This window comes from Ewingella sp. AOP8-B2-18, assembly GCF_052376015.1.
GTDB classification, from domain to species: domain Bacteria; phylum Pseudomonadota; class Gammaproteobacteria; order Enterobacterales; family Enterobacteriaceae; genus Ewingella; species Ewingella allii.
This window is the reverse complement of sequence record NZ_JBQSVB010000016.1, coordinates 1-19,111: the sequence shown is the minus strand read 5'-3', so window position 1 is coordinate 19,111 and position 19,111 is coordinate 1. Positions and strand designations below refer to the sequence as shown.

Here is a 19,111-nt window from a genome sequence, read left to right as displayed (position 1 = left end):
GCTTTCGCCCCCTGTAGATTTTATGCGCTTGCTTCTACCTTCCTCCAGCCTTTCGCTTTGTGTTGTCCGGCTGTGCCATACATCTCACGGATTTCATCAATGCTGTGTTCTTTACGATTACAGCGGCTTTTGTGTTCTTCAGGACGATAGAACCACTGTTTTTTCTTTGCTGCCCACTTGCACCCCATTTCTTTTAGAGTGTCTTTATGTTCTTTGGTGTCACCACTGATCCAGATCCAGTTACCAATGACTTCGTAAACCACTCCAGATAATCCAGAAAGAACATTCAACACTTTCTCCAATTCTTCACTGTAGTCATATCGGGCGTTTTCATCAGCACTTTGAAACTGATTGATTTTATCAATGTTAGCCATCAGGAAATCAAAAGCAGCGTTTACGGCTTTCATCAGTTCTGCGCCCAATGGATTACGATCTGGATGATATTTTAAAGCAGCTTTTTTATATGCTGTCTTAATGTCTTTTTCTGTCAGATCGCCAGATAGACCAAAAATATTTAATGCTTCTTGGATATTCATTTTAAGCTCCTGCCCGTTTGGGCTTATGGTGAAAGAGAACGTTCTCTTTCGATGAATTAATAATACGTCTATTTGGACGTATTGGCAAGCAAAACATCCCCCCCCCTTGCATCTTTACAATGTAAATACATTGTAAATCAATCTTGCTCTTTACAGTTGTAAACTGTGTTAGCGGAATGCTTTATCAATTTTGGAATACTTACGCGATAAATCGTCCTGAGAAGCGTTCTGAGCGTATTTTGCTGATTAGCTGTAACTTTGGCAGGGCTGGGTAAAGAAAATGGCTCTGAGAGCGTTCTATTGCTTTGCAGGAAAAGATCCAAAAAGGATCTCTTCAAGATCTTAGTCTGTGATTAGATCAAGCCTTTTCGAGAAAGGAGATACCGCTCGCCGCAGTCTTTGGCTGAGGCGTACCGCAGGAGCATAGCGACGAGGAACGAACAGGCAAAGCGAGGAAGCGGAAGTGAACCGGTACTAACAGAATGGCTCTTACACACAATGGTTAAATATTACACAATACTTATCAGAGCAGTAATCTGAATGCCTAGCAAGATCAATCCCCTGTGTTTATGCTGATTTATCCACAGGCTTTGTGCATTAAATAACTTATATCTTCTTTTTTTTCTTTAAAGACTTAAAAACTTACATCGGTATAACTTGCTGAAATATATGGATTATAATCTTTAAACATGAGAGGTTCCTCGGTCAAGCATGATAACATTCTCGGTTAAACATGAGAGGTTCCTCGGTTAAGCATGAGAGATTCCTCGGTTAAACATGAGAGGTTCCTCGGTTAAACATGAGAGGTTCCTCGGTGTAATTAACAGATTGGGGGCAAAAAAAAGATTACTATATGTTTTTCCTGTTAAATCTTTTTCCAATCTTATGTTGATTGTATCTGAATCTCTTAGCGATTGCGCTTTGGGCGGGTTTTTTGATGAAGAAGTCAGGCGCTGCATAGCATCGAAAGGCGTAAAGCATGAGAAGAAAATCGGTTTAACATGATAAATTAGAAATTGCGTTATCATGTTTTGAATGATAAGTTGATAGCTAGAAGGTAACTGGCATAGATGAGAATGAGCATGAATAAAACATCACTTTCAAGGCTGACCAAAGTTCGACATAGGAATGAGTTAAATTCTACTCTTTCCACTTTGCCGATGGCGGCCAAAAAAGTTTTGTTTTTGGCTATGAGTCAAATCAATTCAAAAAACGAATTTGATGATGACCATATATTTTATGTTAATGCCTCCGATTATACTAAATGGGTTAATGTTAAACCTGATGCTGCATATCTTGCTCTTAAAGATGGTGCAAATATATTGGATAGTGTTGTTTTAAAATTAAGAAACGATGAAATTCTAGATTTAAGCAGTGAGTTAAATCTCCCATTCACATCTAAAAACGTACCTGATTCATTGAACTTGAGCCTTACTGAATTTTCGGCATATTATAAGAATGAAGGTCGAGTCGGCATAAAATTCACTAACACTGCGAAAAGATTTTTATGCAAATTAGTTGGTTCTGAAAAAAGGTATACAACTCAAGTTCTTTTATCCGTAGTGAGACTTTCTAGTGTAAACTCATCTTCGTTGTATCAACTAATCAGGAAAATACATAGCAATAATCCAAGAATCATGTCTTTTGAAATGTCTGTTGATGAACTGAAAGAAGAACTTAATTTATATACTATAGACTCTCACGGAAATAAAGAATACAAATATCCAGAATTCCCAGCTTTTAAAAGGGATGTGTTAAATAAGTCTGTTAAAGAGATTATAAAAAATACTGAGATTAAGGAACTGAGTTTTGAAGTTTCTGGGAAAATAGGAAGGAAAGTTAACACATTGAAATTCACTTATTCATTAGAATCTACAGAGTTGCCAAATGAAGATAGTGAGTTTTTAGATATGTTTGATAAAAAATTCCCGCCTATTGATTAGGGAGGACATGATGAAAAACAATATTATTGATTTTCAGGGCATCAAATGTGGGCTTGAAAAATCCAAACCTGCGGCTGTGAATGATGAATCATATAATCACAACACTACTTCATTTCGACTGTTATCTTTTTTGTTACCATTTCGGTATCTACTTGCTATTTCTCTTTACCTGATTGTTGTTGTTCCCCTTGGTGTTATGGCGGCTTTGCGGCTGTTGTTTCAGATCATCGGCGGTATTGCCGTTGTGGGGCTTACCATCGTTTGGTTTATGGGGGCTAATGTGAGTGGCTACGCCGTTCTTGCTGCTTGGTTAGTTTTGTCTCTTTGTGGCTGCGCGGAACAATTGTTTACGTGGTGGACTGAAAGCCGATTTGCTTTCAGGTTGTTCGGCATAGGCTCTGACTCTACAGGCAGATCATGACAATGCAGGATAGACAATCCGCTAGAAATTGGTACCAATTTTCTATCTGATTGTCCAAAAACGGGGTTTTTGCCTGTGCCTGCCGCAGGCTCTATTTTAAGGATAATCGATAATGTTTAAACGTAATAAGCAGAAAGTAATTGAACCAACTAATAATGTAGTCATTCCATCAAGCGTTAACGTTTTTAGTGATTTCATCAGCAATAACCCTCAATATTCGAGCAATGCTTTTATAGCAATTGGTGAGGTTGATTGTTTTAATAAGATTCATCTGCTTTCTGAATCAGAGGCTGAGTTTTTAGGTGTTCTTTCACGTAATATTATACCTGATTATTCAGTATACCCAAAGGTAAGGCTAATTGAATTTGTACGTCCTTATGGCAGTGATGATGCAATAAAAGAATTGATTGTCGAGGTTCAAAATATCACATGTGATTATGTGATAACGTCATATGATGATGGTGTACTTGCAGTGGTTCAGTTCGGTGATGCTGCTACAGTAAGGCAGCAAAAGAAACGGCTAGTGATTAAGCGTGTATGTGAGATGTCCGGCATTTCATTCTATGTATTCAAGAATACACTTGAAATGATGAGTGATGAATCATTTGCCTCTTTACTGAAAGATGATGAAGAATAAATTAAAAGCCCTTATGGGCTTTTATATCTAAAAGTTTGAAAGTAAATTATCTTGCTGAGTTTTATAATCATCAAACTCGCCAATTTTAAAACAATTACATCCTTTTTCTGTTAAATGATACAATATTATTTCTCCTCCAATATATATTCTTTCATGTACTGGTTTTTTTGATTCTAGGTATCTCTGCTCATTCATCATTGTTGGTATTATGTCAACTAAGTTACCTTCAAGTATTGTGCAATCTGGTTTTACTCCTGTCCCATATCCTAATGATTCAGATTTAAAATCGTTAGTTGATCGATATGCATACGATACGGTTTTACCAGTTTCTTCACAAATACCAAATTGATAGACTGTTGTTGTAAATTCATCAGGCAGAGAAAATTCTTTTTTATAGTCTAACCAAAGTCTATTAAGTGCTTTTGGAGTGTGAAAATCCAAATTTTGGATGCCCCGCACAACCATCCTTGTTGATGCTTCAAGTAACCACTTATTTGCAAAGCCACCTGCTCCAGTGCCAGCTACGATGGTTTTTAAGTGAGGTATAAAGCCTGACTTACTTACAAAAGCAATAGGCTTCCCATTATCAACAGCAAGTGTATCTGTCGCTACTACCGCTTGTATTTCGTCGGTATAAAATATTAATGATGACATTTAATTCCCTATATCAATTAATTATGCTCTGTAAGCAACCAACCCAAAATATCCAAATCACCCTATTTTAGCTGATTCTAATAACCAGTGATTTCGTTGGTTTTCATCCATGTTGTCCCATGCTGCCAGTGCAGCTTTCAACACGGTTGTTTTACTTTGCCCTGTCCTCATTGCCTCGGATTCGAGTATACCTTCGAAATTTTCATTCAAGCGGAAATTAAGCAGCTTGGCTTTAGCAGTTACTGGCTTTTTACTGGCTCCGGCAATGAAACGCGCAGTTTCTGCGTTAGTTGCTGGTTCGTTTGATTCAGGAAGTTTTGGGGTATTCAGTTTTAAAGCCATTTTTTGATCTCTTTAGTCAGGACACTATAACGAATGTCTTTATTATAGTGTCTTTATAGTGTATTTACAATGTAAAGATACGTTGTTAATTTACTGAATTTATTAAACAATTCCTAATTCCATACCAACTAATTCGAGCTGTGCTTTTGCATTGTTAAGGCTGGAAGCACGAGCTACATCATGCACCCCTGCCCCTTCGTTACATGCGTTTTCGAATACATCCAACTCGGCTATTCTTGTCTTTAATGGTTGAATCCAGATGCTGTCTGAACGGAGTATTTTGTCTAGTTCTATGGCTTTCTGTGTGTGACGTGGTTTGCTTGGATTAATGCGCGTCATTAATACCCACGGTTGAAGATTTCCGTTAGTCTTTTGAGCTATTCTGACTTTTTCCGTTACGCTTGTTAGGGTTTCACTTTCAAAGTCAGATGAAGGTTTTACTAGTGTAACCATGATGTCTGATACGGTTAGAGCGCTACGGAACTCATGGCTATCATGCCCTGGACAATCCACGATCAGTACTTCACAGAGTTTGCTTAGGCGGCTTATCTCCTTGGTTACATTCCCGTATGCCTCATGCACAGGGACGGGTAACAGGCCATTTGCCTGACGCTTTTCACTCCAACTCAACATGTCTTTGTTTTTGTCTGTTTTCAGAACGATAACCGACTTGCCTTTGTTTACCAGCATAGAGGCCGTATTAGCTACGTAGGTGCTTTTCCCAACACCGCCTTTGTCTGATACTACCAGTAAAATTTTACCCATTTGAGGCCTCATATTATTTACGTTGTAAAGATGGAATAAAGACGCATCTGTCTTTACAGTATCTTTATACATCGAGCGCTTTACTATGTAAAGACGTTATAAAGATGTTTGTGTATTTACATAGTAAAGCAATTGTAAATCACTCAGTGTCTTTATGTGTGCATTACAATGTAATGATTTCTGTGTCTTTACAATGTAAATTGTATGTCTTTATGATATCTTTCGGTTACAACGTAACAGAAAAAGGGAAACTGGCGAAAATGGAGCTTAGGACATAAATTCAAGGTGAAATCAGGCATGTTGCAAATATGTTAATGGTTGGTCGGTTAAGCTGAAATTTGATGATCAGTTATGTACGCCAAAAAAGAATGAAATCGTCAGATTGAGCTTGGTTTTTGAAGGTTTCGTAGTAGATATATGGTTTGGCGGCTATAAAATTATCAAAAGTCGGCAATTTAACATATTGTATCTTACCCGCACCGATTTTTGGGGGCTTGTCTACAACTCTATGGCTGATGTGGCGGCCTTTCATTTACATATGAATGTTGTAACTAAAATATTAATTCAAATAAGGTGTTCACTTTACAACCTAGATTAGATACATTTGATTCAAATAGGGTTCAAAATGAGTCTGCGCAATGGCTAAGATACAAGTTCGAAACTTTCCTGATGATCTCTACACTCGATTAGAAGAAATGGCTGCAATGTCAGAGCGGTCTATAGAAGGTCAGGCAAGGTTGATTTTAAAGTTAGCACTGGAAGAAAGCCCTGCGGCTATCAAACCTGTCAGTGAGCCAGCAACACGCTATAAGCAGATAATGCCGTCAACGGACTGGTATTTCCGGCATGATAATGTCGAAGGTTGTTCAACCAAGAGTACTGTTTACCAATTGGCGGCATGGGCGCTGACTCATGACGGGGAAATTGTTGGGCTGGTTACAGTGCGTGATGTTGAAACTGGTCGTCCGAAACTGGTAACTCCACCTCCAATTGCAGGGGATTATCTACACAGAGAGCAATTAGAAGCTGATGAAGTGTCAGCCTCGAAGCGTAGATAGGTGCTATTAATGGAGGCTAGCATCTTTAGCCTCCACCATTTTAAGATAGATTTGCTAGTACCTGTGGAGCAACATCACCAATGAGTTTTTGAGCAAAATCATGTTGAATTAACATAGCATCGGCAAGCTCATAATAATGAGCACTATTGGTTTGTATATCTTTAAGCGAGCGGATTAGATCGCTTAAAACAGAAGAACCATAATGTTTTTCGGCCTTTGTGATTGCGCTTTGTGGTATGCCTCCCCACGCATCATACATAGCCAAAATATCAAAAATATCCTTACACTGCCCATGCATACATCTATCTGAATTTGCTAATAATTTAGTATAAAAACAGCTTTCTTGATCTATGAAAGGAATAGGGAACAACTTGCGCGTATCAGCTACTAAATCGTAGTTATCGAAACTAACTATCTCAAGCTTTATCGTTGCGTCCTGTTCTTTTATGAAGGTGCGAACTCCATATCTATCAAACATTATTTCTCTGGCATACTGGAAGTCTTGTTTTACTAAGTTGCCAAGTGAGTTGGATGTAACCTGTTCCCGTACGGCTCGATAAGATGATTTATCAGGGCACAAAAAATCAACATCGATCGATTCTCTATACTCATCTATTTCAAGGGCAATACGAGTTCCCCCTCCGAAATAAATAGAGTTAGCAAAAAAAAAGTCGGCATTGAAATTATTCAATACCGACCTGATTAGTTTATGATGCTTAATCTTATATTCGTTCACTACAGAATGAATCCTTATGCAGCCATAAAGACACCGTTACCGTAAAAATCAGTTAAGGCATCAATCAACTGGCGTTCATTTTGACCTATATGTTTTTCATCAACAAAATTCCAACGCTCTTCGTACATACGAAAAGCCAACATTGCGGGAATTTTCTGAGTGTGAAAATCCCACAGCACTTTATCCAGTTCAGGATAGTTGCCTCGAATAATTTCACCCATAAAGTCACCTATTGCAGTCTACAGACATAGTTACGAGGTTATAGCAAATGCCACAACCGGTTTCGTGTCAAAAAGTGCTATTCCTGCAATTACCCTTCAATTATATTGTTGTGATTACCACACACGGATGTGTTGGCCATCTCCTGATGGGTGCCACCGGCGCTTTAACGTTTCTATAATTTTCATTGGGTTACATGTTTTACTACGCAACATCAAAACATCAATATTTTTGAATCTCTTAACATCATATGTGTACTACGTGAAATCTGAGGGAAGGGCAGGGGGAAAGTAACGGATTTTTTGCGTAGCACTGCATAGACAAGTTTGGAGATTGGAAATTATTGGAGTCAGTTTGGATATAGAGAATTATTGTACGTTTAGTTCGTTGTTTGACGAATTTGATAAGAATGGATGCGCTGCTAGTGTGTTGATAGTATTTGGGGTCCGCTTGGAAAAAGGAAATTATCCTACGCTAAGCGCATTTTTTGCACAGATGGCTACCGACTGAACGTAACGTGTGAGTCATGATCAGAAATGTGTTAACTCTAGGAATTGACACGACTTACTGTTCGATGGGGAAATCATGTTTAGCTATCTCAAGGCTATGTATCATCAATCAAAAATTCAGGCTGAACTCAAGGCACAGATACATGAACAAACTACGGTTAATGCTATCTGTCATCACCCTGAATCAATCGAGATCATTGCGGTTTGTTCGACTGATGCGTATTACCGAAAACGTAAGGACGCTGCTTTTCTGACAACCTGTTCTGTGCTCATGCGTACTTTAAAAGATGAATCCGTACCGATGGTACTACGGAAAACAGCATGGCGATTATTGAACGAAAGATACCAACGAATTAAGTTAAATCAGGCTTATAGGATAGAAAATTTCTTGCTTGTTGCCGATTTTGAATATGCTCTCGAAGAACATGATGAACTAGCAGAGTAGTACTAGTGAGGCGATGAATACCGACAGTTAACGTGCATGTGACTTAAACGTCCGAAACCGAACGATTACGTACACCATGCCGTTGATCTGTCCGAAAGTAGGCAAAACCAGAAACGGACAGCCTGACAGTTCCGTACATCCCTTGCGGTCAGGGGTTTCCGATCAATGGAACGAAATCACCCGTTAAGCTTGAAAAGCTTAACGAATGGAAGGGACTTCCCCTGGATATGCGCCTGGTTAACTTTCATGCAATCATGGGATAAACATTGACCCAGAGGGATTCGTTATGACCATCACCACTGTCGGTATCGATCTTGCTAAAAATGTGTTTGCTGTTCACTGCGTTGACCAAAATGGTAAAGCAGTTCTGGTTAAACCCAAGGTGTCGCGTGCAGCACTTTCTGAACTCATCGCTGGTTTACCTCCCTGTGTCATTGGAATGGAAGCCTGCTCGGGTGCCCACTATTGGGCAAGATTATTCAGGCAGTATGGCCATGATGTCCGGTTGATGGCACCGAAATTTGTCTCACCCTATCGCATGGCGGGTAAGACCGGGAAAAATGATGCAGCTGATGCAATAGCTATTTGTGAGGCTGTGCAGCGGCCGCACATGCGCTTTGTACCCGTCAAAGACGAAAGCCAGCAGGCAATGCAATGCTTACATAGGACAAGACAGGGATTTATTCAGGAAAGAACAGCGACGTATAACCGTCTTCGGGGGTTGGTATCTGAATTCGGGGTTATTGCCCCACAAAGCACTGATGCTCTGCGTCATGCTGTTTCTGACCAGAAGGAAACTCTGCCAGTACAGGTCAGGCTGTGCATTGATGATCTATTAGCACATGTCACTAATATTGAAGAGAAAATCGCCGAATATGACAGGGTGTTATCTCGTGTTGCCAAAACAGATCATCGCAGCCAGCAGTTAATGGAACTGAAAGGTATTGGGCCCACAACGGCGAGTGCGCTGGTCGCCAGTATTGGCAATGCCCATGATTTTAAGAACGGGCGCCAACTGGCAGCCTGGTTGGGGCTAACGCCATCACAATACAGTAGTGGCGGAAAATCAAAGCTTGGCAGGATAACAAAAGCGGGTGATGCCTACCTGCGAACCCTGCTGGTCCAGGGAGCCCGTTCTGTTATGGTAGGGGCAGAGAATAGAACGGACTCGTTTAGCCGTTGGGTCTGCTCGTTGATTGGTAGGCGGGGATACTGGCGTGCTGTCGTTGCAATCGCCGCCAAGAATGCGAGGTTGTGCTGGGCATCATTACATTACGGCGATGACTTCAGACTGTATTCAACAACGTGAAAAATTAAACTGAGTAGTAACTGAACTGTAACTCGTTGATGGTAAAGGGTTAGACCCCCGTGAGAAGTATCTGCATATCCTACTGGATATCACTATCCGATTAACGAAGGAGGATCTCACGAGCGTCTTTCATCAGGGTCCGAATCAATAGCGATTCAGCGTGACCGTTTATAGTAGTGCAGTCTCATCCCTTGCCTTTCATTGATGAACAGCCAGAAATTAAAAACCGGCGTTGACTGTTTGGGGAAGCCCTTATAGTAGGATAATTTCCTTTTTCCAAGCGGACCCGAAATAGACGTCCGCCTTGCTTGCTTTCACCGGTAGTTAACTCAAAACCACTTTCTAGCTGTACGACTGCTGCCGTGCCATTACCCAATGACTCAGTGACTTTTAAGCCCCATCGATTTCCGGATTGGCCACCGCTGAGTAGCCCAGTGGATTTGGATGAGTAAGGAGAACCGTCCCACATGCCACTAATACGTTGATGAGTAATTCCAGCATCCAACACACCATACAGTGTGACTGAGGTATCGGCATGAACGAAGTTTAGGCAACCTACACTCAACGCAGATCCCAATAAAATTTTTTCATTATGAGTACTTTTCCAGGTTAAATTAAATGTAGACGGTTTAACCGTCTAAAGAGATTGACTGATCCACCCAACTGGCACTCGTATGACTGGTGTAAATAACCAGTTTCTGAGCGGCTTTAGCCTGTAATAAAAGCGTGCTCACCTGATGACTACGCTCTGGATCCAATCCTGTACAGGGCTCATCTAAAAGTAAGATTGGAGGAGAAGAAAAATAAGCGTGAAGCAACATAAAACGCTGTAGTTCACCACCAGAGACATCACAGGCATAGCGAGAGAGTAAGCTAGGAGAGAGGTCCAGCAGTCTTAGTCCGTCGAGTACTGTCTTTGTGGGGACTAGAGCAAACCAATCCACAAGTTTTTCGCGAGGTAGTACGGTAGGATGTTGCCCTACGTACGACATTAATCGTGAGCGTAGAAATGCAAAGTGGGCGGGTGTCATTGTGCTTGGTGTGAACTGCTGATCGTGGGTTCGTATGCACAAGTGTGCCGTTCCTAAGCTTCGACTTCCCCAAATTCGTGAGAGCAAAGTCGATTTTCCTGAGCCTGACGCTCCCCAGATCTGTACGATCTGCCCTGTTTGTGCCGTTATGCGAAGTGGCCCATGATGTATGCCATTGCCTTCATACTGCAAAATCACAGTTGGTTTATTCATTAAATCATTGCCTTAACAAGAGCTTGGGCGATGAGATGCTCAGGCTCAGTAAGCAAACGATCCATAATGGATTCGCTGACGATGCGGCCTTGATCCATCACGATGGCCCGATCAGCAATGAGTCGAGCTAGACGTAAGTCATGAGTCACAAACACCATGGCAGTCTGTGTTTGGTTTCTCAAATTAGAGAGCACATCTAAAAAATCTGCTTGAGCGACTGAGTCGAGACCAGCAGTGGGTTCATCTAAAAATAAAATGCTCGGCTGATGGATCATGGCCGCAGCGATTTGTACGCGTTGGCGCATCCCTCCCGAAAAGTTCTTCACTGGCTCATGTAATCGTTCTGGACATAAACCAAGTCGCTGGCCCCATTTTTGTGCTTGTTTGAGTGCATCAACCGCACGGTTGTCACCTAAATCAAAAAGACGACGTACGATATTAGTGGCGGCACTTTGTCTCAGGTTTAGGGTTGTGCTGGCATCCTGAGCCACATAGCCACACGCCCGCCGACGTAAAAGGTTAGTTTGATAAAGACTGGTACGTAGTAAATCCTGGCCTAAAAGGGAAAGAGCCTGACAGTTGTTAGATAGCTGTCGTCCAGCAAGTATATTCAGAAGACTTGATTTTCCAGCACCTGAGGGGCCGACTAAAGCGAGAACCTCGGAAGGATAAAGCTTGAGGTGACAATCCGACAAAATACGGTGCCCAGCTATTTCAAGTGAGATAGCCTGTGCTGTCAGCACGGGATCTGGCAAGCTAAACATGAGCGCGCTCCTTGCATGCTTCGGAGTCGGAACATACCCAATGGGGGGTGTTTGACGTACCAATATTATCCAAATAATGAATAGATGAGCCGCAGATACAACATGCTGTATCGACTTTTTTCAGGCTAGCAGGCAGGTCAACAAAAGCTAAGTTTGCTAAGGGTGTATAGGCAGGCAATGCATAAATTCGTCGCTCGCGTGCGGCGCCAAAAATCTGAATAGCAGGCATCATCGCCATGCGGGGGTTATCCATAGCAGGAATAGGCGACGGTGACATTAAGACCCCATCATTAACAATCACAGGGTGGTCGTATCCTAAGCACGCATCATCTTGTTGCAACCATGTTTCAAATAGAGCGCTTAACACGACACCGTAATCATGATGTGCGTGCCGTGTCAGTGCTTCGGCCGCATCATTAATAAATCCACGTAGAGGGTCAGGTCGAGGAACTTGGTACACCACAATTTGCTCTTCCCGCAACGGGCTTTCAGGGACTCGCTGACGCGTTTGAATGAGAGTAGCCTTTGAGCTTGTTGTCGTAATTGATATGTTTGCCGTTTTAGTAAAAAAATCCGCGATATTCAGGGCATTAACGGTATCATCCGAACCATGATCGACTACCTTTAACGTGTCATTCGGTTCTAATAAGGCAGCGGTAATAGCCATGCCTCCTACCCCCCAACCATAGGCAATGGGTAGCTCAGGAGCTGAGAAAGGTATTTGACGTCCAGGTAGACAGAGTGCTTTTAGGGTTTTACGACGTATTTCTTGTTTGGACGGTAGATCAAGGTAGGCATAATTCATATTTCCTCCTTAGCCTGAACTCGGCGTAAACGCGCTAAATCAGCATCAAAGTCAGAGTAATGAGGTAATTTCAAATGGCTGACATAGCCGGATGCAGCGACTCCGTCGGTATGCATGAGTGCATCACTGGTAGCACCCTCAATTTTAAAGTGCTGATCTACGATTGCCATGGCGACGGCTTTACGCTCGTTAGCTCCAAAAGCAATACCAAAACCCGCTTCTAAATGTGGAGATGAGCTAAAATTTGGAGCCACAGTAGTGCAGGCAGTTAACTCAACCTCACCAATGGATACGGTTAAATTGAGGTCTTCCAGCTCTACGAATATTTCAACGCTCCCTCTCATTAATTGCGCTACATAGGGATGACTCGTTGAGGCTTTACGCAAACTCTCGTAAGCTAATCCAGTTAAGTAGCCTTCTTCGCCACGAGCGAGATGAGCGAGACGCTCGCAAGGATCAGGTAAAGAAGGCAAAACAGTTCGCGTAATGTCTATCGGAGCTTTAGATATTTCGGTGCGGATAAGATCTGCGTACAGTGGCTCAGAGCTAGAGGGCGATGAGGGAGCTGTTATCACTGATTTAGGTAACTCGCACTGAGGGCGAGAGTGTTCTAAATCCATATTCAGTAAGCGGTGGGTGTAGTCGTAAGTGGCGCCTAAAATTTGCCCTCCAGCCAACTCTTTTTGCGTGGCGGAAATGTGGCGACTGTAATGCATTGTTTTTAGATCTATGTTTTGGCTTGAGCCAAAATTGGCTAATTGCGCGCGATGAGCACGTACGAGAAATACCGCTTCGGCAATGTCTCCCTGAGCTTGCTTAAAGGCAATAGCAGCAAAACGTCGATCGTATAAGCCCCCCTCACTCATGATCCGATCAAGAGCTAACGACATTTGTGCCATGATTTGATTAATTTCAATCTCGGGGATTGTGTCGTCGCCTCGGCGACTCCGTTCTACGGCTATACGGGAAGCAGCAATTGCTTGTTCACCACCCTTTACTGGTACGTACATTAAATGATCTCCAAAGTTAAGTGACGTGGTAATACAACCAGCTGCGTGTCAGCGCATAGTAGTAGGTCCACTCCACGCGGGTAATCGGCACGAAAAGCAATATGATCAATGACTACATTTTGATGTAACCCTGAAAAATATAAAGTGTGTGGTTTGTTGAGTCCTGCACCGGTGGCTCGTATAGCAAGCCCCCCGTTTGTAGGTGATATGGCGGCTATTTCCATGACAAGGGTTGCCCCACTTTCAGGCGACTCACGGCTTCCTGCTGGAATATGTTGTAAGTGATGCCGTTGAGAACCTGCAAAAACCCATTCGGGAGTTTGGCTCAAGGTTGCGCCTGTATTCAAAATACGGCTTGTTAATTCCTTATTTTCCACCTCAATAGCTACCGTCGTTTGGCTGTCTAGAAGGCAGTCAACGATGCAATGAATAGCACGCTCTTCTAGTTGCTGTATGCGCATTGGGTAACCAAAGGCATGCAGTAGTCGCCGATAAGTACGCGTCTGCCGATGTAACTCATCGTCATGTCTGTGCTCAGATCGTAAAGGTATTTTCATGATTCTAAGTTTTTTGTGTGGTGTAGAAACGTACAGAAGTAGCAGCCGTCAGCTGCTCCCTCTCAGCCTTTTTTAGCTCTAACTGTTGGCGTATAGGGTGCAGCACCAGCTCACGTTGGTGGGAGGGGGCCGTTTGTAGAAAGGCGTCTAGATAGGCCGCTAACTCCGCTTTGCGTAGATCGGAGCCCAAATGTACTGCGTAACCTTGAATTTTCCCAATAGCGATTACGCAGCGAGTACAAGAAGCCTCACCAAACTGAAATGACACTGAGGCCTTACAAGCTTGTGTATTGAGCTGCACCAACCCCGTTTCAGGGCCAGCGAGTTTTTGTATAGGCACACCCGGATTGTAAGTAGCCCAGATATTTTCCAGATAATCTCGGTTAGCTCGGGCAAGTAGCCCGAGCCAAGTTTGACGTTCTTGATTCATGGCTATGACTTATTACGATAATACGGTAGCGTTGTAAATATCTTCTGCGGGCTGGACTAACAAGCGTTCTCCCATTTCGAGCTTCATTTCAGCCAAAATGATCTCTTCTTCTGGTGAGCGGTCTTTCTTGCGTGCTAACTGAATGAACTCGGGGCGTACGTGTCCGGGACGGATGGTGATTTCAACAGCGGTGCCACGGTACTCGAAACGGAAGTAATAACGACCACCGGGGGACTCTTCTTCTTCGAGCCCTACTGAGTTATCAACAATGTAGCGACCCTCAGTAAGACCGCGGGTAACAAACTCAATCGCATCTCTACCCCCTGGGCCTCCAAAGGCTGTGACACAGCGAATTTCACGTCGTTCAGGCAAACGACCATTATCTAGCAAGGGCCAGGCTCGCTGCATAACTTTTAGCCCGTGGGCTACACCACCCGGATAACCGGCACCGTGGTATTTTAATAACTCATCAAAGTGGACTGTAAATTCATGTCCATTTTCCAGATAGGAGATTGTATCGTTACTCATTGTATTTACCTTTGTTTAGAGGATAAGAAATGGGCATATCTTGATCCGGTTCACGTATTCCAAAAACCGGGCAGATTGTGCTTTGAAAATGTTCTCCCGTTTGCACCATTAGACGGCGTAGTCTGACGTTGTATAAACGGGATAACTCAGACTCGGTTAACAGCTCATCAGCTGGACCAAATTTAATCTGATCGTTGGTGTGCATCAGCAGTACTTTGTCTGCGAGATGCAGAGCGTGTTGCGGATGGTGAGTGGTAAAAACGACCGAATGGCTACGTACTCGGCGTAACTCGAATAAGACGTTAAGCAATAAGTCCTGATTAGCTAAATCTAAAGCTGAAGCCGGCTCATCAAGTATGAGTACCTCAGCACCAGTAGCTAAAGCACGAGCAAGCAACACTAATTGGCGCTCGCCGCCGGATAGAGAGCCATATAAACGATAAGCAAAATGCCCTCCGCCTACTTTTTCCAATGCTTCAAGAGCTAGCTTACGATCCCGCTGTGAAGGAAGGCTGAACATGGGAAGCAAGGCGGCTCGTGCCATGAGTACCACATCGAGGCAACAATGGTTTTCACTACCGTATTGGTATTGAGGTACATAGCCGATGAGGTGGGGTACCTGCCGTTGTCCTTGATCTAAACGTTGTGAGCCTAATAGAGCTTTTAGCAACGTAGTCTTACCGCGTCCGTTTGGGCCCAAAATGGCCAACGTTTCGCCCTTTTGTACGTTAAAACTTAAATCCTGAAAAATCACACGTTCACTAAAACGTACGCACGCTCCAGTTAAACTGAGATGAGAGGTAAAGACGGTTTGCATGATTAAGCCCTTTCACGTCGACGAGTGCATAGTAAGTACACAAAGACGGGGGCGCCAACTAGAGCTGTGAGTACGCCTAAAGGAATCTCTGCAGCAGTTAAACTACGAGCCAACGTATCAGTCAAAATCATGAAAGTGGCACCCAGCATAAGACTCGTGAAATAGAGCCGGCGGTGATCTTCGCCTACTAACATACGAGCAAAGTGTGGGATTACGAGTCCTACCCACCCCACTACGCCCGATGCGGTTACGCAGGCGCCGATAATGATAGAAATCAACGCGAAGACGACCATCCGGGAGCGTGCAACATGGATGCCAAACGACTTAGCTTCGTCGTCACCCATAGCGAGTACAGCAATGCGATAGCGCATTCTATTCAGTAGGTAAATGCTGGCAATGAGTATAGGAGCAGTTTGTGCAAATTTTTCCCAACTCGCCGTTGCAAAGCTTCCCATCAGCCAAAAGACGATGGCAGGTAAACTCGTTTCTGGATCCGCGGCATATTGAACTAACGAAATACCTGCTGCAAATAAAGCATCAATAACAATTCCAGCAAGCACAATAGTCATCAAAGTACGACCCGCCATATTTGAAATCAGCACTACTAAAAACAGAGCAGCAAATGCTGATACAAACGTAGCCCCCATCAGTAGCGGCCCCCCTACTCCAGCCAAAATTGCCAGTGATCCTCCTAATGCTGAACCTGAGGATAAACCTAGCACTTTAGGTGAAACGAGAGGGTTACGAAATAAGGTTTGTAAGGCTACCCCGCAGATGGCAAGCCCAGCCCCACATACTCCTGCCAATAATATGCGCGGCAAGCGTACATTCAAGATCACCAACGCATCCATATGCTGTGAGTTATCACCTCGTAAGGCTGCATATAGGATGGCTACAATCTCATCTAGCGCTACGCTGTATCGACCTACTGATAGCCCGATTAGCACAGTCGCTATAAGCAGTAGGGACAAAAGAGGCCAATGACTAGCACGCCAAGTGCTCAGGGTAACTGGCTCAACCATTTCTGAGGACGAGTGAATCGATCGCGTATATTTGTTCATTGTTTACGAAACACTTGATAACCGTGACTGTCGCCGTTCATATCAATACGCAGAATTCGATCTATCTGCTCATCCGATAGGTCAAAGTTATAAAGTAATTTGAAGCCTTCTTTTAATTCGTGACGTAGGTCAAAAGAGAAAATATCGGGATGAGTAAGATTGGCCAGCCACATCCATGTGTAGGGGCTTTCATGGGAAGCACTATCCCAGATATATCCACCTTGAGGTGTCTTATAAACGCGTTTTTGTACGGCGGCATTTAAGCGAGAAAGTAATGGGTCGTCGTATATCGCTTCTAATCCAGCATCCGTCTCTGCTGCGGAAAGTAAGATAATATCTGGGTTCCATTCAAGAATCTGTTCCACGCTAACAGTGCTTTGTACGCCAGCTCCTTGAGCTACATTTTTAGCGCCAACCAGCTCGATGAAGGTTTGTTGATAACTTTTCTCACCAGTAGCAGTCAACTTGGATTTGGCAGAGCGCAAATGCAAAATGCTTGGTGTTGCATGAAAGCCTACTTGTTTTAAACCAGTAGTAATTTCACTTTGTACACGGTCACGCCAATCAATAAGCTTTGACAGTTTTTCAGTATTACCCGTGATATCAGCCACCATTTTCATATTGGCTCGGGCCAGCTCTTCTGTACCCGCATTGCCACCGCCTACCATTAGAGCAACGGGCAAACCTGCATTGCGAAGTGGAGCTACGATATCATCGCCGCGCTCACCCCACTGGATGACTAAATCCGGTTTAAGTTCTGCGATGGCCTCTACGTTGGGCATCCAACCACCGTTTTCCGACAAAATGTCACTGGAGATATCAACAGCTTCAGGAAACATAACGCTCATCATACCGCTCTCAAAGGCTCGTTTAGAGCCCTCATTCATACCCACTAACAGCTCGGTAGAACCATCTATTGCGATGAAGGTAGCTGCAGCTGGATTGGGCAGAGTAATGATACGTCTAGGAGGGGCTTCTAACTTAATTTCCTGTCCGGTTACATCAGTAAAGTTAAATTCTTGCGCTGACAAGTTACCTGATAACAAAGTTGTCGCTACTAGCACGGCAAAGCAACGGGGTATTGAGGTCATAACCCCTCCAATTGAGAATGAGATTGAATATGATTTTGATTAAAAATATTATAGCCAGTTTTTCATCAATTGGAATCGAATGTTTATGACGGTGCGTGAAGTAATTTCGAACAAGCTAGCAGCAGTGTCTGTGCGTGACTTGCTTTTAGTTGAGGCCGTCGCAATGAAACGTAGTTTTCGTTATGCGGCCATAGACATGGGTATTTCGACCTCGGGCTTGTCTTATCAAGTAAAAAAAGTAGAGGAAATTCTCGGACAGCCCATTTTTGAAAGGGGGAGTAAAATAACACCCACTGCCTTTGGAAAGGAAGTTTTAGACTTAATCGCCGTAATTTTAGAAGGCGTGACTCGGCTTGAGGGGTTACGTGATGATGGCTTAGCTCTTCCCTTTGGGCAAACCTTACGTATTGGAGTGATTTCCTCACTGGCACCGGATAACTTGTTACGGATTATCCAGATTTGTGCTCACCGTTCAGGTAAAACTAAAGTCGAGTTGGTTAGTGGCAAGCATCAAGGTCTGTTACGGCGTTTACAGAACCGTGAAATTGATTTGCTAATTAGTGCAGCACAGTCGGTTCCTGAGGGGATGGCATATACAAGCTTATTCAAGGAACACTTTGTCTTACTAGTGCGAGCCGATAAACTTCAGCCTGAACTCCATCCTCTTATGCTCTGTGAGCCTGGATTACTACCACTTAGCGAGGATGATTTTGTTCCATCGCTAATTACTGAAGGCTTAAGTAAATTATTAAGCTCCGGCTTGACTCGTACATATGGCCTTGGTGTTGAGCATCGAATGGCTTTAGTTGCCGCAGGTTATGGTCATGCATTATTGCCGTATGGCTGGGTAAGAGATGTACATTTACCGGATCATTTAGCAGTGATGGAGCTTCCTCCCGCTTTATCGGCAGAGCGTGAATTAGGTTGCTTTTGGCGTCACTCATACATGATGGGGAGTCAAATTTCTCAGGCTTTTAGTGAAGCATGGTAATGCATGTTTCTGATGCGGGAGTATTTAAGATTTTACTGAAAAAAGGCATTGTGCATCAAGGTGCGCTTACGCATTGATTTTGTGGTCTGCAAACATTCGGATCAGCCTTCGAGCGTCATCATGCTTGACGCTCGTTGTAACAGATAAGCAAGGAAAGGCAATTCCTGTCGCTTTGAAAGCACTCTTGATTTTTTTTCCAGTTGCGCTCGTCGGGAGGAATTCGACATAGCGCAAGTGCC

24 protein-coding genes are annotated in these 19,111 nt (G+C 43.3%); 7 read left to right on the top strand and 17 right to left on the bottom strand.

The window, feature by feature from the left end:
• Nucleotides 1–20: 20 nt before the first annotated feature.
• Nucleotides 21–536 carry a J domain-containing protein gene (locus tag ACT3RR_RS21110; RefSeq protein WP_115195444.1) on the bottom strand — a complete coding sequence of 172 codons (516 nt, stop codon included), beginning with the start codon at nt 534–536 and terminating at the stop codon, nt 21–23.
• Between the two features lie 1,076 nt (nt 537–1,612).
• Between ACT3RR_RS21110 and ACT3RR_RS21105 the strand changes: the two genes are divergently transcribed.
• The 3 genes from ACT3RR_RS21105 to ACT3RR_RS21095 all read left to right on the top strand — a co-directional run bounded on the left by ACT3RR_RS21105 (nt 1,613) and on the right by ACT3RR_RS21095 (nt 3,537).
• Nucleotides 1,613–2,479 (top strand): replication initiation protein, encoded by an 867-nt coding sequence (locus tag ACT3RR_RS21105; RefSeq protein ID WP_050296644.1) that lies wholly within the window; start codon nt 1,613–1,615, stop codon nt 2,477–2,479.
• Between the two features lie 7 nt (nt 2,480–2,486).
• Entirely contained in the window at nt 2,487–2,900 is a 414-nt protein-coding gene (locus ACT3RR_RS21100) for a hypothetical protein (protein ID WP_228708725.1), read from the top strand.
• A gap of 112 nt (nt 2,901–3,012) precedes the next feature.
• Nucleotides 3,013–3,537, top strand: coding sequence for a DUF2726 domain-containing protein (locus ACT3RR_RS21095; protein ID WP_202209947.1), 525 nt, complete (start codon nt 3,013–3,015; stop codon nt 3,535–3,537).
• A gap of 27 nt (nt 3,538–3,564) precedes the next feature.
• On the opposite strand, the gene ACT3RR_RS21090 is transcribed toward ACT3RR_RS21095, so the two are convergent.
• The 3 genes from ACT3RR_RS21090 to ACT3RR_RS21080 all read right to left on the bottom strand — a co-directional run bounded on the left by ACT3RR_RS21090 (nt 3,565) and on the right by ACT3RR_RS21080 (nt 5,298).
• Nucleotides 3,565–4,191, bottom strand: coding sequence for a hypothetical protein (locus ACT3RR_RS21090; protein WP_050296627.1), 627 nt, complete (start codon nt 4,189–4,191; stop codon nt 3,565–3,567).
• A 57-nt stretch (nt 4,192–4,248) separates the two neighbouring features.
• Nucleotides 4,249–4,533 (bottom strand): hypothetical protein, encoded by a 285-nt coding sequence (locus tag ACT3RR_RS21085; RefSeq protein ID WP_013572681.1) that lies wholly within the window; start codon nt 4,531–4,533, stop codon nt 4,249–4,251.
• Between the two features lie 102 nt (nt 4,534–4,635).
• Nucleotides 4,636–5,298: a nucleotide-binding protein gene (locus tag ACT3RR_RS21080; protein WP_050296628.1), complete on the bottom strand. Its 663-nt coding sequence runs from the start codon at nt 5,296–5,298 to the stop codon at nt 4,636–4,638.
• Nucleotides 5,299–5,936: 638 nt separating this feature from the next.
• Here ACT3RR_RS21080 and ACT3RR_RS21075 point away from each other — a divergent pair.
• Complete coding sequence (locus ACT3RR_RS21075; protein WP_223862024.1) at nt 5,937–6,356, top strand: FitA-like ribbon-helix-helix domain-containing protein; 420 nt, start codon at nt 5,937–5,939, stop codon at nt 6,354–6,356.
• A gap of 40 nt (nt 6,357–6,396) precedes the next feature.
• Here ACT3RR_RS21075 and ACT3RR_RS21070 read toward each other — a convergent pair whose 3' ends face one another.
• Both ACT3RR_RS21070 and ACT3RR_RS21065 read right to left on the bottom strand, forming a co-directional pair.
• Nucleotides 6,397–7,092 carry a nucleotidyl transferase AbiEii/AbiGii toxin family protein gene (locus ACT3RR_RS21070; RefSeq protein ID WP_032736820.1) on the bottom strand — a complete coding sequence of 232 codons (696 nt, stop codon included), beginning with the start codon at nt 7,090–7,092 and terminating at the stop codon, nt 6,397–6,399.
• A 14-nt stretch (nt 7,093–7,106) separates the two neighbouring features.
• Entirely contained in the window at nt 7,107–7,313 is a 207-nt protein-coding gene (locus ACT3RR_RS21065; RefSeq protein WP_032736819.1) for a hypothetical protein, read from the bottom strand.
• A gap of 583 nt (nt 7,314–7,896) precedes the next feature.
• Between ACT3RR_RS21065 and ACT3RR_RS21060 the strand changes: the two genes are divergently transcribed.
• On the top strand, nt 7,897–8,265 hold the full coding sequence (locus ACT3RR_RS21060; RefSeq protein ID WP_032242306.1) for a hypothetical protein: 369 nt from the start codon (nt 7,897–7,899) through the stop codon (nt 8,263–8,265).
• Between the two features lie 286 nt (nt 8,266–8,551).
• A complete protein-coding gene (locus tag ACT3RR_RS21055) occupies nt 8,552–9,574 on the top strand; it encodes an IS110-like element IS5708 family transposase (protein ID WP_032736818.1) in 1,023 nt (340 codons plus the stop codon).
• 184 nt (nt 9,575–9,758) lie between these two features.
• On the opposite strand, the gene ACT3RR_RS21050 is transcribed toward ACT3RR_RS21055, so the two are convergent.
• The 11 genes from ACT3RR_RS21050 to ACT3RR_RS21000 all read right to left on the bottom strand — a co-directional run bounded on the left by ACT3RR_RS21050 (nt 9,759) and on the right by ACT3RR_RS21000 (nt 17,881).
• Nucleotides 9,759–10,139 carry a porin gene (locus ACT3RR_RS21050; protein ID WP_172459394.1) on the bottom strand — a complete coding sequence of 127 codons (381 nt, stop codon included), beginning with the start codon at nt 10,137–10,139 and terminating at the stop codon, nt 9,759–9,761.
• 64 nt (nt 10,140–10,203) lie between these two features.
• Complete coding sequence (locus ACT3RR_RS21045) at nt 10,204–10,818, bottom strand: ATP-binding cassette domain-containing protein (protein ID WP_016239123.1); 615 nt, start codon at nt 10,816–10,818, stop codon at nt 10,204–10,206.
• The gene (locus ACT3RR_RS21040) at nt 10,818–11,582 is read right to left on the bottom strand and encodes an ATP-binding cassette domain-containing protein (RefSeq protein ID WP_016239122.1); all 765 of its coding nucleotides are present in this window, start codon (nt 11,580–11,582) and stop codon (nt 10,818–10,820) included. The genes ACT3RR_RS21045 and ACT3RR_RS21040 overlap by 1 nt, the downstream gene beginning before the upstream one ends.
• Nucleotides 11,575–12,387, bottom strand: coding sequence for an alpha-D-ribose 1-methylphosphonate 5-phosphate C-P-lyase PhnJ (locus tag ACT3RR_RS21035; protein WP_021565144.1), 813 nt, complete (start codon nt 12,385–12,387; stop codon nt 11,575–11,577). Before ACT3RR_RS21035 ends, ACT3RR_RS21040 begins: the two co-directional genes overlap by 8 nt.
• Nucleotides 12,384–13,397: a carbon-phosphorus lyase complex subunit PhnI gene (locus tag ACT3RR_RS21030; RefSeq protein WP_016239120.1), complete on the bottom strand. Its 1,014-nt coding sequence runs from the start codon at nt 13,395–13,397 to the stop codon at nt 12,384–12,386. Before ACT3RR_RS21030 ends, ACT3RR_RS21035 begins: the two co-directional genes overlap by 4 nt.
• Complete coding sequence (phnH, locus tag ACT3RR_RS21025) at nt 13,397–13,954, bottom strand: phosphonate C-P lyase system protein PhnH (RefSeq protein WP_016239119.1); 558 nt, start codon at nt 13,952–13,954, stop codon at nt 13,397–13,399. The genes ACT3RR_RS21030 and phnH overlap by 1 nt, the downstream gene beginning before the upstream one ends.
• A 4-nt stretch (nt 13,955–13,958) precedes the next feature.
• Nucleotides 13,959–14,384, bottom strand: coding sequence for a phosphonate C-P lyase system protein PhnG (phnG, locus tag ACT3RR_RS21020; protein ID WP_021565143.1), 426 nt, complete (start codon nt 14,382–14,384; stop codon nt 13,959–13,961).
• A gap of 12 nt (nt 14,385–14,396) precedes the next feature.
• Entirely contained in the window at nt 14,397–14,912 is a 516-nt protein-coding gene (locus ACT3RR_RS21015; RefSeq protein ID WP_019282989.1) for a hypothetical protein, read from the bottom strand.
• Entirely contained in the window at nt 14,905–15,729 is an 825-nt protein-coding gene (locus tag ACT3RR_RS21010) for an ABC transporter ATP-binding protein (protein ID WP_016239116.1), read from the bottom strand. Before ACT3RR_RS21010 ends, ACT3RR_RS21015 begins: the two co-directional genes overlap by 8 nt.
• A 2-nt stretch (nt 15,730–15,731) precedes the next feature.
• The gene (locus ACT3RR_RS21005; RefSeq protein ID WP_019282988.1) at nt 15,732–16,751 is read right to left on the bottom strand and encodes a FecCD family ABC transporter permease; all 1,020 of its coding nucleotides are present in this window, start codon (nt 16,749–16,751) and stop codon (nt 15,732–15,734) included.
• A 35-nt stretch (nt 16,752–16,786) separates the two neighbouring features.
• A complete protein-coding gene (locus tag ACT3RR_RS21000) occupies nt 16,787–17,881 on the bottom strand; it encodes an ABC transporter substrate-binding protein (protein WP_099065564.1) in 1,095 nt (364 codons plus the stop codon).
• Nucleotides 17,882–17,960: 79 nt separating this feature from the next.
• Between ACT3RR_RS21000 and ACT3RR_RS20995 the strand changes: the two genes are divergently transcribed.
• A complete protein-coding gene (locus ACT3RR_RS20995; RefSeq protein WP_016239113.1) occupies nt 17,961–18,872 on the top strand; it encodes a LysR family transcriptional regulator in 912 nt (303 codons plus the stop codon).
• Nucleotides 18,873–19,111: the final 239 nt, after the last annotated feature.